The sequence below is a fragment of the Emticicia sp. W12TSBA100-4 genome, from assembly GCF_040253585.1.
Classification (GTDB): domain Bacteria; phylum Bacteroidota; class Bacteroidia; order Cytophagales; family Spirosomataceae; genus Emticicia.
In genome coordinates, this window is sequence record NZ_JBELAU010000016.1 from 60,480 (window position 1) to 76,763 (window position 16,284).

Here is a 16,284-nt window from a genome sequence, read left to right on the forward strand (position 1 = left end):
ATTAGCTTTATAATCAAATCATTATGGTTGAATTTAAGCTACAACTTGACGAAGCATTTGTACAAACGCTTGGTTATAATCAGATAGAAAATTATTTGAAAGAACATTTACAGAAACTTCAACTAAAGGCTTCTGCAAAAGATATTTTGGCAGATTTAGAAGAGTCTGACCTTATAAATGACGAGCAATGGCAACTATCACGAAACATGGCTTGGGAACAAGAAAAAAGTAAGTTTCTTTTCTGATGACAAACTATGTGATAGATGCCAATATTCTGATGAGTATGCTTATAAGCGGCAATGCAAGTTATAAGCCTATTTTAGAATTTTATGACTTTTACTTGCCTGAATTTGTTTTAGTAGAAGTTGAGAAATACAAATCTCAACTTCTACTTCGTACTAAAATGAATGAGGATGAGTTTTTCAAATGGTCAATCTTAGTTTTCTCTAAAATCACTGTCTTGCCAAACTACATTCTAAGTCCAGAATCTCTCGAAAAATCAAATCTTTTACTCAACGACATTGATATAAAAGATACAGCCTATTTAGCCTTGTCGATTCAATTAGATTTGCCATTCCTCACAAGAGACAAACCTCTCGCAACTGGCCTGAGAAAAAAAGGATTTCGCCGAGTAATGATGTTTGATGATTTTCTGAGAAATATATAAATTCTACCCCAACAAAAACGGCAAAATCTCCTTAATCGAATCAACTTTTCTGAAATTTGGGCTATCAATATTATGGTCAACTTTTTCGTAAGCCCACGTCGTGTGATACGGCACATGCACACCATATCCACCGATTTCTAAAACTGGCAATACATCCGATTTTATCGAATTTCCAATCATCAAAAATTCTTCGGGCTTAATATCGAGATGCTTAATAAGTTTCTCATAATCAGGTGTTTTCTTTTCACTCATGATTTCGATATGATGAAAATAATGCTCAATTCCCGATTTCTTCAATTTCCGTTCTTGGTCGAGCAAATCACCTTTTGTGGCTACCACGAGTCGGTATTTTTCCGATAAAGATTTTAGTGTTTCTTCTACTCCATCAAGCAGTTCAATTGGCTTCTGCAACATCTCCTTTCCATTCTCAATAATTTTCTCTAAGACACTCACATTCAATGTATTATCAGAGATTCTAAGAGCCGTTTCAATCATACAAAGCGTAAAATTTTTCACGCCGTATCCGTACAATGGCAGGTTATCCATCTGAGTTTTAAAGAGTTCTTGCGAGATTGTGTGGTGGGGCAAATAATCTTCAAGCAAAGCACAGAATTTATTTTCAGCTTCTAAAAAATAAGGTTCGTTTACCCACAGGGTGTCATCGGCATCGAAAGCAATTACTTTAATGTTCATTGGTTTTGTTTTTAGTAGAGGACTTGGACTTAACTGGTTTTATTCCACACAGTTTTTATTTTTTTTACTAAAATAGCTTTTTTCTCTGATGAAATGAAAGCATGTTTGATACCCTCAAGATTGCATTTTAAGAAATGCTCTTTTCCCCAGTTAAAATACTCCTCTAACGTTTCATATTCTTTTCTTAAGTTCACATCTGAAATAGTGCGAGCATCGGTATTGATACTCATTGAAATTCCGTTTTGATAAATTCTATCAAGGGGATGGTTTGCTATTTTATCAACCACATTAGTTTGAACATTACTGGTGGGACATACTTCGAGGTGAATGTCTTTTTGTTTCAAAAACTGCATTAATTCAGTGTCTTCTACACATCTAACTCCGTGCCCAATACGAGTCGGATGAAAATACTGAAGTGTTTCCCACATACTTTCGGACCCTTTGGCTTCACCAGCATGAGCGGTTATGTATAGATTCTTTTCTTTCGCATAAGTAAAAGCCTTTACATGGTTATCTATCGGAAATCCTGCTTCATCGGCGGCAATATCAAATCCAACAATATTCGACTCTCTAAATTTCTCAACCAATTTCACGGTTTGCATACTTTGTTCTTCCGAAAAATGACGCAAAGTACACAAAATTAATCCAGCTTCTACACCAGTCTGTGCGATTCCTTCACTTACAGCTTCGTTAACAATTGATACAACCTCATTAGGAAGCAAACCCTTAAATGTATGCAAAAGTGGAGCAAATCGAATCTCAGCATAAATGACAAAATCGTTTTTAAGCTGCTCGAATAAATCAAGTGTTACTAATCTTAGTTGTTCGCCAGTCTGCATCAAATTACAGCCACTAACAGCACGAGTAATATAATCAGCTAAATCAGTACATTTAGGAGGGGCAATAAATGATTCTTGATAAGTTTCATAACTAATCGTTGGGTCTATTTTCTGTACAACATCGAAACTCAAACAACAATCTAAATGCAAATGTAACTCTACTTTTGGCAATACTGAATAATCAATTTTTTTCATCAAACACTGCAATAAATTTGTAATAAACAAAATGATTTTGCAAAATTGTACATCAGATTTAGTATCCAAAAGGACATTTGTCCCCTATTACAAAATGATAAGTTATAATCAAGAATTGCTGAGGTGTGTGTCGGAAATAGCCTTAAAAAACGATATTGTTACTGAAAAACAAATACAAGCACGAGATAAGATACTTGTTCAGAACGAAGCGGTTTCTCACATCTACATCATTAAAGAGGGAATTGCAAAGTGTTATATCACAGAAAGCAATGGGAAGGATTATATACTCGAATTTATGGGTAGTGGTGAAATTGTTGGAGAATTAGAAATTCTCCATAATACCAAAAGTCTGACTAATATTGAAGCTATTAGTAATTTACAAGTGTTACGAATTCATCGAGATTATTTTGTAGAAATGCTACAAAATAATTGGCAACTTAATTTACTAATTTTGAAGGAATTAGCTCAAAGACTTGCTCAAACTTCGAGCCGTGCATCATACCAACAAAACTATCCTTTAGAATATTCTATCTTAAAAATCATCTTTCTCTTCTCAAATCAACCACTAAAACTTAGCAAAAAAGACTTAGCCGATTATCTTGGCATCACATTACGAAGTCTCAATCGTACATTATTAGCACTTCAACAGAAAGGTATTCTGTGTACCGATAGTCTTGAACTAAAGAAAAATCAGAATGAAATCTCTCAAATGCTTTTTCGATATGAAAACTTTAGTTAGTCTTCACTTTTGCGAATAATCACACCCAAAACTCCCGCCATCAACACAAATAAAAATAGTACAAAACCAAGTCCTACTCGCAAACCAAAAGCCTCAGCCAAATAGCCAATCGTTGGCGGACCTATAAAAAAACCACTATAACCAATCGAAGTAGCCATCGAAATTCCTGCTGATGGACTGATATTTTTAAGATTACCGGCCGAAGAAAATACAATTGGTACAATCGTAGAAAGCCCAAGACCAACTAAAAAGAATCCTACAAACGTACTCCAAACCGAGACAAAAGCAAGGGCAATTCCTAAGCCAGCAATCGACAGCAAAGCATCAATCAACATCAGTTTTTGTTTGCCGAGTTTAAGCGTAAAGTAATCACCAAATATTCGTCCGATAGTCATAGATACGCCAAATGCTCCAAATGCCCACGCACTCAACACTTCGCTTTGCCCAACAACTTTATTCATGAAAATAGCAGACCAATCCACCATTGAGCCTTCGCCAGTCATGCAACAAAAAGCGATAATTCCGAAAGGTAAAATTGTTTTTAAGGCTAAAAATTTATCAGTTTTACTTTCAGAAACTACTGTTTCATTCACAGTCGGCGTATCTTTTAACAATTTTGACGAAGCCCAAATAGAGAGCAAAACGCCCGAAATACTAATTACAAATAAATGCGATTGTAACGACACTTGATAACTGGAGAAAACACCTCCCACAGCCGCACCAATGGCCATTCCGATGCTAAAAACCGCATGAAACGATGAAAAAATCACTTTTCCCCACAACCTTTCTACTAAAACAGCTTGTCCGTTCATTGTTACATCCATAGAGCCAGAAGCAGCTCCAAGAAAGAAAAAACAGAGGCGAATTATCCATTCGTTCTGCGAAATTGCTACTAAGGGAATAGCCACACAGAACAGCAAAGCTGTGATTTTAACAATAGTATCGGAGCCAAATTTACTACCTAACCAACCCGCAAAAGGCATGGCGGCCATCGACCCGAGTGCAATACAAAACAGCACCGAACCTAATTGAGCATTATTCAGTCCGAAGAATCGTTGTAATTCAGGCAGACGGGCTGTCCAATTGGCATATAAAAATCCATTAACAAAAAAGAAAGTCGAAACTGCTATTCGGTTGATAAGTAAGGTTTTATTTGGCATAGGCATAAAATATTTGGTACAAAATTAGGCGAACTATCAATTATAAAGTTTACTTATTTTTTCTTTTTCTAACACTAAATTGCCTTATCTTTATTATTTATTAGAATAATTAAGCAAATGAAGTCTAAAAAACCTTTTTTAGAAGTGGTTCAGCCCTCGCAAGGTTTATCGCTGCGGGTGTATCATAATATAAATACTCGCACTTGTTCGATGAAGTCGTGGCACTTTCACCCCGAAATCGAACTGGTGTGTGTACCGCACGGAAAAGGTCAGCTTTATATCGGAAACAAAGAATATGCTTACGAAGATGGCGTTGTGATTTTGCTTAACTCAAATATTCCACATAAAAGCTTTGATTTGGGTTTTGAAAGCGAACATTACGAAGAATATGTGCTACAAATTACGCCCGAACAATTGAATATTCTGCTCACTCAATTTCCAGAGTTTGAGAAAGTTAGTCAACTTATAAAAGTAGCTCAAGAAGGAGTTGTGTTTCCACTTTCTAGTAATGAAATGGTTTTTAGGAATAAATTTCAGACTTTACCAGAAAGCCATTCGCTGAAACAGTGGCTAACGTTTGTGGATGTGCTGGACGAACTTTCGAGAGCAAACTATGAAGTTTTGGGCGTAGTTTCGGGCAATATTAATCCGCAGCAGGCCGAAAGAATCGAAAGAGTTTTTGAGTATATAACGAATCATTATGCCGAAAATATCAGCAGTCAAACCGTTGCTGATTTACTTCATCTAACAGATTCTTCGTTTTGTCGTTTTTTTCAAAAACATACCCAAAAAACTTTCAAACAAGTGTTGAACGAATACCGCATTACGCAAGCCTGCAAAGCCCTGTCTTTTTCTGATAAAAGTATCGAACTTATTGCCTACGAATCAGGCTATGGCAATCAATCATTTTTCAATCGAGTTTTTAAAGAGATTATGCACACAACACCCATGAATTATCGCCGAGAACGCCAACGTTTGACTAACTATTAAGTAAAAAAGCGTACTGAAAAATCAATACGCTTTCACCGATAAATAAGGGTTGAGTTTAAACTCCAAACTGAGTCAGATGATGGTTAAGGTGTTTATAAAACATATTATTCCATTCGGTAATGTTCAACGCTCCAAATGAATGAGATTCTTTACCGTCGAAATGGCCTTCACCTAATTCTTGCGTTTTTCTAATATAATTTATTAAACGGTTCTTTTCAACCTCAAAATCTTTATCTTCTTTCACCACAAATTGTGGAGCAGTTTGCCCATTTTGTGGATATGGCTCCTCACTTACCACTTTATTTTTCACCAATAATTTTAAGATGAATTTCATAAAAGCATTCGGTTTGGGGTGTTTATTCTCATAAATCAACTCATACGATACACTGCAATGAGCCAACATCTGAGACACACTCATTTTTCCCCAATTGCCTTGTGTGCTTGGTGTAAGTGCATTGATTCGCCCAATGATTTCTTCTGAAACTGATTTTGTAAAGATGTTAGGTAATGCCATTTTCTATTTTGTGTTTATAGGTGTATGATGCTGTAAATATTAGCTATTTTCTCTGAAAATAAAATCACAGAATTATCCAAGGTCAAATTTAAACTAATGTCGGTATCCTTTCCACGTACCACCATAACGGTAATCGGGTAAGTTTTTTGATTGATTGCAACATGATTCACAGACAAAAATCCATATTTTACCTTTCTTTATTTGAACTCGGTAAAGCGTGGTTTCTTCTATTTTACACAACTCACAAATTTTGGTTTTCATCAATAACTTTGTATAAAACATTAACCCATTTAAAACAAAAAAATCGAGTATCTACCTGATAAACAAGCGATTACTCGATTTTTAAAATATTATTTAAGTTCTCAGTTATGTCTAACCAAGAGCTTTTTCGTGACAACTTTTTTACCGTCAATTACCAACTGATACAAGTAAATTCCTGAATCCCAATTAGTTGTTTGTACTTTCAATTTACGGTCAAACTTATCTAATTCGTAATTAGCAACTTCGTGTCCGAGCAAATTATAAAACGACATACTTGCTTCGTTCACATTTCCTGTAATCACATAATCAACAGTTGCATAATCGTTAGCAGGATTTGGATAAATATTCGATACAGTTATTTTTTCGCTCGAATATAATTTATCGCTATTTTCGTTTCCACCAATACTTCTATCGTTAGTTGCAGGGATTTCAGCGTTTGAAGTTTTGGTAACTACCGGCTTTGGTGTGCCGTTCAACAAGGCATTGCGGAAGTACTGATTCACCACCGATGGCTTATTCAATCTCACTTCCGAAGGCATTGGTTTGCTCACAAACGCCGTTTTTGGAAGAGTCGATTTAGCAGCGGTTGTTGGCTTCTTACCAATATCCAAACGAGACTTCCCTTTCTCAACTTGAGCAAGGGCAGCGTTGGATAGGATAACAACTCCAATCAGTACTGATAAATATTTTTGTAAATTTTTAACCATAGAAACTCTACTTTTCTTATATTTTTTAGCACGTATATTATTAGGGATACTACAAATATACGAGAATGTTGCTTAAATCAAAACTATATTTTATGTATAAGACTCATTTTCGGGGCAAAAGGTTGCAATAAAAACAAACTTTTTTTCGTTCGGCTACTTTTTGGCTTCCAAAACAGGCTTTACATCTACTTTTTTATCTACAAATTTCACGCCAAGTATCTCAGATTTTGTTGGTTTTTCTTTTTCTTTCCAGTTAAAACCATCGAGACGATTGCCATCATTGGTTAATTCTGCGGGTGGAACGAGTTTTGCATCAGGACGCCCTAAAAACGAAATTCGGTTTACTTGATTTTCCTTAAACTTCATGTTCATCTTACTACATTCGACTCGATTTACACCAATCAGTTTATTTTTTTCATCTAGTGCGTAATAAATACTTTCGCCGTTGCCTTCAACCACTACATTGTCTATACGTGTTTGAGCATTGAACGATGCCGTAATCTTCCGACCTTTAATCTGATTAAAATTTAGTGCCGTATCTTTCGCAATCACAAAGCCATTGTTAATCATGTACATTCGGCTGACTTTGTTGTTTTTCATATATACGTGAATTGTATCGGCTTCGGATTGATTTTTATCGCTCCAAATAATTGGTTTTGAGAAAAAATGAATCACCGAGTCTTTTAAATCATAAAGCAGTGAGTCACAGCGACTTTGGATGTCTGAGCGATAAACTTTTACGTGTCCAAATGCCAGCAATTTTTCCATTTTGGCAGCGGTGCTTTTGTCTTCCTTTTTGGCTTGTTTTACGGGATCAGTTTTAGCAACTAAACTATCTTTTCGCTCGTAGGCATAAAGTGTGTCGGCACTCAGATAGAGCGTGTCTCGCTCGGCGGTACTTCGCATGAGGGCATTTCCCATAATTTTTGTAAAGCCTGTCTTTCCATCACGCACGCCAACTTTTCCATTCAAAATAACTTTATCTTTTTTCGAGACTAATTCTACATTTCCTCTGGCAAAACCAGATTCGGTCTTTTGGTCGAAATTCAGCGTATCGCCCGTAAGCGTATAATCTTCATTGACAATTTTCGAGCGACCTTTAAAGTTCGACTGTTGGGTTTGGGTGTTGTACGTACTTCCAGCATTGGCCACAATATCGCCATCCTTACTTTTGATAAGCGTTGGAGCTTTGAAAAGTGCCATTTTTGTTCGGGCATTATACTGCAAACTATCCGACGTGATGGTGTATTTCGGATTGGTGATTTCGACGTTTTCTTTGTAGTTAAAGATCTTACTTCGGGTATTATAAAACCCTTTTTCGCTCTTCAAAACGCTCGAATCTTGCACAATTACGCCCCGAACTGGATAATATGCACGGTTTTTCTGAATATCGTATTCTACTACACGAGTCGTTAGGCTTACTTTCTTATCGGTCAAAACAACCTTTTTTCCCAATACACGAGCAAAACGAGTATTTCCGTCATAATAAAGTGTATCACCCGTAATGGTGAGCGTATCACCTTGCACGATTCTGATTTTGCCGTAAGCCTCCAGCGTGTTAGTCGTTTCGTTTTGGGTAGCACTTTGGCAGTATAAAATCGCCCCACGGTGCTGAAACGACACATTTCCCAAAAACTGACGAGTATAATAAGGCAACTGATTGACACCCACCAAACTATCGGCACTCAATAAATTAATGCGTGAACCTGAAGGCGACGGTGGTGGTGGATTGAGTGTTTTTTGGGCGTAAGAAAAAATCGAAATCAACAACAACAGCCCCACGGCAGCGGCCGACCGTCCAAATCCCTCGGTAGCGACCGTCGCCTCAATGGGAAGGGACTTTAAAAATGAGAATACTTTTAACCCTTCCCTATCGGGGAGGGGAAGGAGTGTGGCTGTTTTTTTTATAATATTTTTAATCATCTTCGATTGAAACTTCTAATTTTGTTCACAAAATTACGTAATTGCTTTCATGCTTCATGCCTTCTTAACATATATTAACGAGCAAAAATTATTCGAGCCTTCGGAAAAAGTCTTGCTTACGGTCAGTGGAGGCAAAGATTCGGTGACAATGTTTGACCTATTTTGTGGGGCGAACCGAGGCGACGGTCGCTTATCCTTTGCAGTAGCTCATTGTAATTTTCAACTAAGAGGAAGAGACTCAGACGAAGACCAAATTTTTGTAGAAAATCTTTGCAAAGAAAACAACGTAGTTTTTCACACAAAAACCTTCGATACAAAAGCATACGCTAAGAAAAACAAAATTTCGATTGAAATGGCGGCTCGTACGCTTCGCTACGAATGGTTTGAGAGTCTGCGACAAGAATTAAACTTTGACTACATAGCAACGGCTCATCATCTTAACGATAGCATCGAAACTGTATTGCTGAACCTCACAAAAGGCACAGGAATTTCAGGATTGAAGGGTATTTCAGCCAAAAAAGGACATATTATTCGTCCAGTACTTTTTGCTTCTCGACAAGCCATTGATGGATATGTAGCTGAGAAAAACTTATCTTGGAGAGAAGATAGCAGCAACGCCTCGAATGATTATCAGCGAAATTTGATTCGGAATCAGGTTGTGCCTTTATTGAAAAAAATCAATCCAAATCTTGACGAAACTTTTGCCCGAAATCTCGAACGTTTTCAATCACTCGAAGCCGATTTTCGAAAAAATCTTAGCCATTTTAAAGCAACGGTGATGCGAGAAGAAAGCGGCGTTTTTTTCTTAAAAATTGCTAATATAAAATACTGGCAGTCAGCGAATTATTATTTAGAAGAACTGCTGAAAGAATTTGGCTTTAATTATTTTCAATCGAAGGAAATTTTCAATTCGCTTGATGGACTTTCGGGAAAAGTTTTTCATTCTGAAAGTTTTACACTTTTGAAAGATAGAGAGGAGTTGGTAATTACAGCCCCTCAGCAACGGCTGCCGCCCCAACCCTCAGCAACGGCTGCCGCCCCGATAGGGAGGGAGTTAAGCTTGGATATAAATATTCATGAAATTAGAGACATTAAGTCTTTCGATTTTTTAGATAAAAAATTAAGTTTTTCGGTCTTGGGCATCGAAGAAATTGATGGAAAATTTGAAAGAAACAGTAGCGTACTTTTTGCCGATTTTGATAAAATCACATTCCCAATTACACTACGCCAATGGCACACAGGCGATTGGTTTATTCCGCTCGGAATGAAAGGGAAAAAGAAAATTTCAGACTTTTTGATTGACAAAAAGATTTCGCTCAATCTTAAAAAAAACATATTTCTGCTTACCTCACAAAATACCGTTGTCTGGGTAGTTGGTCAACGTGCTGATGATAGATTTAAACTTATGGATACCACCAAAAAAGTATTAAAGGTTGAAATGATATAGCGATTTATTGGTCTATATACTTGCCCTTTTTCTTCTAAACACAAACTTATTCCACAAAAAATACTTATCCATATATCTGTCTATCAATTACTTACAAATCATCACTTTCAATTCCAAAGCAACTTATACTTCCCAATTAAATACGACCACTTAATCATTTCAGAAACACGTTTTGCCATTTGGCACGAGTTTTGAGAAAGCTTATACAAAACCCATACGTGCAGTGAATTATATTCATTTAATTGACAAGTTTAAAAGTGCTTCACACATGAAAAAATACAATATCTGGTTGTTGGCTTTCATTTTCCTAATAGCTCAACAAAGCTTCGCTCAAAGTGGTCGTTTGAAAGCTGCGAATCGCAGTTTTGAAAACATGAGTTATATAGAAGCCATTCGTAATTACGAAGATTATCTTCGTACAGCCAAAACGGGTACGCCCGAAATGAAAGAAGCTCTCACAAAGCTCGGATACAGCTACCGAAAGGTGCAGGATTCTCGAAATGCTGAGCGTATTTATGCCGAACTAATTGACCGATACAGCAAAGAACTGGAAAGCGAAATTTATCTATATTTTGCTCAAGCTTTGGCCAATAATGGTAAATATAAAGAATCTCAAAAAATGTATAGCCGCTACGGTCAGGAACAAACGACTGATATGCGTGGCCGTCGTTTTACGGTAGCCTACATGGACAATAGCCATTTTTATCAAGATTCGGCTACTTATAAAGTTGATTATCTGTACGCACTGAATTCTCGTCAATCAGATTTCAGTCCAATGTATTATAAGAATGGTTTGGTGTTTGTTTCGGCAAGAGAAGAAGGTGGTGCAATTAAGCGGGTTTTTATGCAAAACCAAACGCCTTTTCTTGATTTATTCATGTTTCCCGATACAGCCGAACTTCGCAAAGATAATATCGTAGCCATGAAGCAAGCCAGTGGTGTGGGCGGTGGTTCGTCGTTTAGTGCTTCTGAGAAATTGGAGGCAATGGCAACCGAAGAAAAAGAGAAGCCCCTTTCTAAAATCGAACAATTTAGCAAAACGCTTAATAGTAAATATCACGAAGGACCAGTTACGTTTTTCAAAGATTACAAAAAACTAATTTTCACCAGAAATAATTACAATAAAGGTCGCAGTCGCACGAGTTCAGATGGAGTCAATAAATTGAAACTATACATGGCTTCCGAAAACGGCAAGCACTGGGGAGGAGTAAAAGAATTACCTTTCAATAGCGATGATTATTCGTGCGGACACCCTGCCCTATCACCCGATGACACCAAATTATATTTTGTGTCAGATATGCCAGGTGGTTTTGGTGGAACAGATATTTATGTAGTCGATTACCGTGATGGAAATTGGGGTTCGCCCGTAAATTTGGGTCGTGAAATTAACACCGAAGGCAATGAAATGTTTCCTTTTATGGACGAAAACGGCAATATGTACTTTTCGTCAGATGGTCATGAAGGTTTGGGTGGTTTAGATGTTTTTTATGTGGAAATGAAGGAAGGAATTCCTGTAAGTGATATAAAAAACCTCGGCACACCAATTAATTCTGAAAAAGATGATTTTGGATTCATCACCAAAGGCAATCGTTCGAGCGGATATTTTAGTTCGAATCGCAAGCGTGGTTATGGCGATGATAATCTGTATTCGTTCCGTCATGGATGTCGTCAATTAAATATTTTGGTGTATGATGCAGGAAGCAAAAAACCATTAGAAACAGTCGATGTAAGAATGTCGAAAAATGGTGAAAATAAAGAGCTTTTCGTAACAGGCTCTGACGGAAAAGTAACAGTTTGTTTAGAAACAGGTACTGATTTTGAGTTTAAAGCCATGAAAGAAGGCTATGAGTCGAACGGCGTTTCTTACGGAACATTTGCTTCTTCGCTCAAAAATCAGACATCAATAACAATTTATTTGGAAAAATCTAAAGCCCCAATTATCAAAGGAACGATTGTTTCGGAAGTAAATCAACGCCCAATTCAAGGGGCGGTTGTAACGCTTAAAAACGGAAAAGATGGTTCGAAGGAACAAATTGTAACGGGAGCAGATGGTCGATACGAATTCCAACCTAAAAAAGAGGGTGATTATTCGGTAACAGCAGCCAAAGACCACTACGCCGAAAATACCGAAAGTTTGGGTAAAGTAAAACAATCACGCAAAAGTCCCAAAACTGTTGAGCAAAATTTAGGATTGGTTGGTCAAGGAGATATTTTCAGACTCGAAAACATTTATTATGATTTCGGCCAGTTTTTCATCAGACCAGATGCAGCCAAAGAGCTGGAAACCAAGCTTATACCGATTCTAAAAAAATATCCAAACATGAGAATCGAGGTTCGTTCACATACCGATAGCCGTGCAAGTGATGCTTTTAATTTGAAATTATCCGCAAACAGAGCAAGAGCAGTATTGGATTATTTAGCCGCTCGTGGAATCAATACCAATCGAGTAGTAGCCAAAGGTTATGGTGAAACTGAGTTGCTCAATAACTGTGATGATGAAGCAAAGTGTGAAGAAGACCAACATCAAGCCAATCGTCGAACAGAGTTTAAGATTCTTGATATTTCAGCAGTCGGGATGAATTGAAAGGCAGTCCAGTCAACGGTCGATAGACCATAAGTAAAACAGAGTATTATGATTAGGCGGTTCACCGCCATATTTTTCATAGTTTAGGGTTAGGGTTTATTATTCGAGAAAAGCATCGCCAATTTGAGTGATGCTTTTTTGGTTTTATTTACCGCATAATAAATTTTGTTCGATAGTTAATGTGCTTTTATATTTTTTCCATTAAATTACTCATATTTCCATCCCATCTCCATAAAAATGAAAAAACAATTACAACTATTTATCAAAAGTTTACTATCTATCTTTATTCTATCTGCGAGTTCCTCACTCTACGCTCAGCAAGGAATTGACGAAATTATAAATGATACCCCAAGAATCAGGGGGCAAAAAGATGCAATAGATTATCCTAAAGAAAGAGCAGAGGCGGATTTACAAAAAATCGCAATTCCTTCAACAGGGAAAGTACCTTACAATGAATTACTCAAAGCACAAGTATTAGTTGATGGAATCTTAAAAACCAACAGTGCCATTACAGGGATTGACTGGAAAGAAAGAGGACCAAATAATATAGGAGGGCGTACTCGTGCATTGATGTTTGACCCCAACGATGCCACCCATAAAAAAGTTTGGGCTGGTGGTGTTGCTGGTGGTGTATGGTATAATAATGACATCACCAATGCAAACTCGTCTTGGCTAAAAGTCAATGATTTCTGGGATAATTTGGCCATTTCCTGCATTGCTTATGATCCCTCTAATCCACAAATATTTTATGTAGGAACAGGCGAAGGTTATGGAAACACCGATGCTGTGATGGGTGGAGGAATCTGGAAAACATCTGACGGTGGAGCTACTTGGAAACGTTTATTCTCGACCATGCCCGACTTCACTGTATCAACAGGTCTTGGCTATGCTTTTCAGAATGTACAAGCAATAGCAGTTACCTCAACTGGTGTGGTATATGCTGGTACTCAAGGAGGATTGGCCAAATCGAGCGATGGCGGAACCACTTGGACTTTGGTTACGACAGGAGGACTACCAACCGTTATTACAGCTTCTTTTGTGTCTGATATTGCTATCGGAACTGATGGGATTTTATTTGTAGCTTATGGTAGATTTTATAACTCTACTACACTGACTGGCACAAAAAGCCAATTGTATCGCTCCACTACATCGGCTGGAACAACTTGGACGAATATAACCCCAACACCAATTCCTAACAATAGTAGTCGCACTTCGATTGCATTGGCAGCATCTACGAGTGGAGCAACACAAAAGATTTATGTACTTTCACATGATGATGCAACTGATGGCGTAGGTTATTTCAAAAGCTCAACAGATGCAGGTACTACATGGTCAACAACCATTACTCCTCCAAACTCAACAACTGACCCACTGACACCAGATTATACCAATGGGCAAGCTTGGTACGACTTAGCTATTGGGGTGCATCCTACCAATCCAAACATTGTAATTGTTGGTGGAGCAACTCACGCACGCAGCACCGATGGTGGAGCAACTTGGTACACATTCGATTACTGTTATTTAAATGATAATCAACCAAATGTTTGTGCTCCTGCTGCAACTTGTATCCACCCCGACCATCATGCAATACTTTTTCGCCCTGGTAGTCCCAACGAGGTTATTATAGGAAATGATGGTGGTGTATTTTATTCTACAAACTATGGCGATGCCACTACAACTTTACCTGCTGGATTGGTATTTGGAGAACGTAACAAAGACTATAATGTTACGCAATACTATAATGCAGCAATTGCCAATACAGCCAATGATGGATACGTATATGCGGGAGCTCAAGATAATGGAACGCATATCATCAGAACTCTACCAACAGTGATTGGCTGTGGAGCTATTGCCAACGGCGGTGATGGTGTAGCATCATTGGTTGACCAAAACGATCCAAATACGGTTATCATGTCGTATGTATTTGCCAATCATTATTTATTTGATAGAGAAGGTGTCTATAAAAAGACCTTAGTAGGCGTAAATGCAGGAACTTTTCTAAATCCATGTGATTTTGATTCGCCCAATAATACTTTCTGGACTTATGGTGGGCAAACTGATTTTGGAACTTCTATTAGAACATACCTTTACCGTGTAGATGGTATAACAGGTGGAACCTCAAATGTAAGGACAAGACCCTATTTTGATGTAGCAACACCAGCAAACTTAGCTCCAAATTTAAGGTTTATAAAAGTAGCCAAAACTGCAAATACACTTTTCGTAGGCACAGGAAATGGAGAAGTTTATAAACTTGTCTATAACAATACACTTGTGATGACTGCCACAAAAATATTAACAGGCCTTACAGGTTTTATTTCTTGTATAGATATCGGTGCAACCGATAATGAATTAGTTGTTACATCATCTTCGTACAACGTAAAATCAGTATTTTATACAAACAATGGCGGAACAAGTTGGGTAAGCAAAGATGAATCGACTTATGGTTTACCTAATATTCCTGTGAGATATGCTTTGTTTAACCCTCTCAACTACAAACAAGTACTTATTTCAACTGATATGGGAGTTTGGTCAACCAATGATATTACGGCAACAAACCCAGGTTGGGCTTTGACAAACTCAGGCTTGGCTCATGTAAGATGCGAATCAATGCGTTATCGTTCGGCCGATAATACGGTTATTTTAGCAACGCATGGCAGAGGAACTTATACTGCAACATTATCGGCAACCCCACTTTGCCAAAATACTTATACGCTTATTTCACCCTACGATAACAAAACAAGCGGAACGTCGGTGTATCAGGCTTCACAGACAATTTCAGCAACTAACAAAATACAGTCGGGTGCAAATGTAACTTATAAAGCAGGAAAGTATATCGAACTAAAACCGACGAATCCGAATGATGGTGGGCCAGGATTTTTGGCAGATACGGGTTCGGTTTTCTACGCTTATATTACTGGCTGTGTGGCATCAATTGTTGCTCCACCTGAAAACGCAGAAATTGACAAAAAATAATTACTCAAGCATTCCAACCATTAGCATGAATTTTGAATCTTATATTTATAGAAGACATCAAAATTTCTACTAAAATGAAAAAGATAATCATATTCGTAATTGCCAGTGTATTTTATTTAAGTTGCCAAAAAGAAGAAGTTAGTTTAAATGGTTCTGTTGAAGGCAAGTTTTCAATTGGCCCACTTTGTGGAATCGAACCAGCCAACGCTGATGAAAGCCATCCTTGTGGCTTTTCGTTTGAACAATTAGATGCTATTTATGGTAAATATACCGTTCAAATCATTGATGCCAGCACTGCTAAAGTTGTTGCAGAAAAGAAAATGGATAGAACAGGTATTTATAGTTTTTCTGTACCCGATGGTTTGTATAACTTAGATTATCAACCACACATTACCACAACCAGTAAAGTGCAAAAATTACCCACTGGTTTTAAAGTAAGTGCTGGACAAAAAACGACTATGGACATCAGTATTGACACTGGTTTAAGATAATTGTTTAGTAAATCGAACAACTAATTATCACAAAAACCTTAGAGTTTACAAAAAACTCTAAGGTTTTTTCGTGTTATAGCCTTACTTTTGACATAAAATTG

Annotated in this window: 15 protein-coding genes; 8 read left to right on the forward strand and 7 right to left on the reverse strand. The window is 37.4% G+C overall.

Features of this window, described 5'->3' with window-relative positions; all coding sequences use genetic code 11:
• The first annotated feature begins 23 nt into the window (after nucleotides 1–23).
• Nucleotides 24–245, forward strand: a complete 222-nt coding sequence (locus ABR854_RS21780; protein WP_350267966.1) for a hypothetical protein — start codon at nucleotides 24–26, stop codon at nucleotides 243–245.
• Nucleotides 245–667 carry a PIN domain-containing protein gene (locus ABR854_RS21785; RefSeq protein ID WP_188768728.1) on the forward strand — a complete coding sequence of 141 codons (423 nt, stop codon included), beginning with the start codon at nucleotides 245–247 and terminating at the stop codon, nucleotides 665–667. The genes ABR854_RS21780 and ABR854_RS21785 overlap by 1 nt, the downstream gene beginning before the upstream one ends.
• Before the next feature lie 3 nt (nucleotides 668–670).
• Here ABR854_RS21785 and ABR854_RS21790 read toward each other — a convergent pair whose 3' ends face one another.
• Both ABR854_RS21790 and add read right to left on the reverse strand, forming a co-directional pair.
• Nucleotides 671–1,360, reverse strand: a complete 690-nt coding sequence (locus tag ABR854_RS21790; RefSeq protein ID WP_350267967.1) for an HAD family hydrolase — start codon at nucleotides 1,358–1,360, stop codon at nucleotides 671–673.
• 29 nt (nucleotides 1,361–1,389) lie between these two features.
• Nucleotides 1,390–2,394, reverse strand: coding sequence for an adenosine deaminase (add, locus tag ABR854_RS21795; RefSeq protein WP_350267968.1), 1,005 nt, complete (start codon nucleotides 2,392–2,394; stop codon nucleotides 1,390–1,392).
• Nucleotides 2,395–2,488: 94 nt separating this feature from the next.
• Between add and ABR854_RS21800 the strand changes: the two genes are divergently transcribed.
• Nucleotides 2,489–3,133 carry a Crp/Fnr family transcriptional regulator gene (locus ABR854_RS21800; protein WP_350267969.1) on the forward strand — a complete coding sequence of 215 codons (645 nt, stop codon included), beginning with the start codon at nucleotides 2,489–2,491 and terminating at the stop codon, nucleotides 3,131–3,133.
• Here ABR854_RS21800 and ABR854_RS21805 read toward each other — a convergent pair.
• A complete protein-coding gene (locus ABR854_RS21805) occupies nucleotides 3,130–4,293 on the reverse strand; it encodes an MFS transporter (protein WP_350267970.1) in 1,164 nt (387 codons plus the stop codon). The two genes, ABR854_RS21800 and ABR854_RS21805, sit on opposite strands and share 4 nt — an antisense overlap.
• A gap of 117 nt (nucleotides 4,294–4,410) precedes the next feature.
• Between ABR854_RS21805 and ABR854_RS21810 the strand changes: the two genes are divergently transcribed.
• Nucleotides 4,411–5,283: an AraC family transcriptional regulator gene (locus ABR854_RS21810; RefSeq protein WP_350267971.1), complete on the forward strand. Its 873-nt coding sequence runs from the start codon at nucleotides 4,411–4,413 to the stop codon at nucleotides 5,281–5,283.
• A 55-nt stretch (nucleotides 5,284–5,338) separates the two neighbouring features.
• On the opposite strand, the gene ABR854_RS21815 is transcribed toward ABR854_RS21810, so the two are convergent.
• The 4 genes from ABR854_RS21815 to ABR854_RS21830 all read right to left on the reverse strand — a co-directional run bounded on the left by ABR854_RS21815 (nucleotide 5,339) and on the right by ABR854_RS21830 (nucleotide 8,688).
• Complete coding sequence (locus tag ABR854_RS21815) at nucleotides 5,339–5,797, reverse strand: DUF1569 domain-containing protein (protein ID WP_350267972.1); 459 nt, start codon at nucleotides 5,795–5,797, stop codon at nucleotides 5,339–5,341.
• 93 nt (nucleotides 5,798–5,890) lie between these two features.
• Nucleotides 5,891–6,058 (reverse strand): DUF8622 domain-containing protein, encoded by a 168-nt coding sequence (locus ABR854_RS21820; RefSeq protein ID WP_350267973.1) that lies wholly within the window; start codon nucleotides 6,056–6,058, stop codon nucleotides 5,891–5,893.
• Between the two features lie 101 nt (nucleotides 6,059–6,159).
• Complete coding sequence (locus ABR854_RS21825) at nucleotides 6,160–6,765, reverse strand: T9SS type A sorting domain-containing protein (RefSeq protein ID WP_350267974.1); 606 nt, start codon at nucleotides 6,763–6,765, stop codon at nucleotides 6,160–6,162.
• A 153-nt stretch (nucleotides 6,766–6,918) separates the two neighbouring features.
• Nucleotides 6,919–8,688, reverse strand: coding sequence for an OstA-like protein (locus ABR854_RS21830; RefSeq protein ID WP_350267975.1), 1,770 nt, complete (start codon nucleotides 8,686–8,688; stop codon nucleotides 6,919–6,921).
• A 49-nt stretch (nucleotides 8,689–8,737) separates the two neighbouring features.
• On the opposite strand from ABR854_RS21830, the gene tilS reads away from it, so the two are divergent.
• The 4 genes from tilS to ABR854_RS21850 all read left to right on the forward strand — a co-directional run bounded on the left by tilS (nucleotide 8,738) and on the right by ABR854_RS21850 (nucleotide 16,183).
• Nucleotides 8,738–10,135 (forward strand): tRNA lysidine(34) synthetase TilS, encoded by a 1,398-nt coding sequence (gene tilS, locus ABR854_RS21835; RefSeq protein ID WP_350267976.1) that lies wholly within the window; start codon nucleotides 8,738–8,740, stop codon nucleotides 10,133–10,135.
• Nucleotides 10,136–10,403: 268 nt separating this feature from the next.
• Nucleotides 10,404–12,719 carry a carboxypeptidase regulatory-like domain-containing protein gene (locus ABR854_RS21840; protein WP_350267977.1) on the forward strand — a complete coding sequence of 772 codons (2,316 nt, stop codon included), beginning with the start codon at nucleotides 10,404–10,406 and terminating at the stop codon, nucleotides 12,717–12,719.
• 237 nt (nucleotides 12,720–12,956) lie between these two features.
• The gene (locus ABR854_RS21845) at nucleotides 12,957–15,692 is read left to right on the forward strand and encodes a WD40/YVTN/BNR-like repeat-containing protein (RefSeq protein ID WP_350267978.1); all 2,736 of its coding nucleotides are present in this window, start codon (nucleotides 12,957–12,959) and stop codon (nucleotides 15,690–15,692) included.
• A gap of 74 nt (nucleotides 15,693–15,766) precedes the next feature.
• Nucleotides 15,767–16,183, forward strand: a complete 417-nt coding sequence (locus ABR854_RS21850) for a hypothetical protein (RefSeq protein ID WP_350267979.1) — start codon at nucleotides 15,767–15,769, stop codon at nucleotides 16,181–16,183.
• Nucleotides 16,184–16,284: the final 101 nt, after the last annotated feature.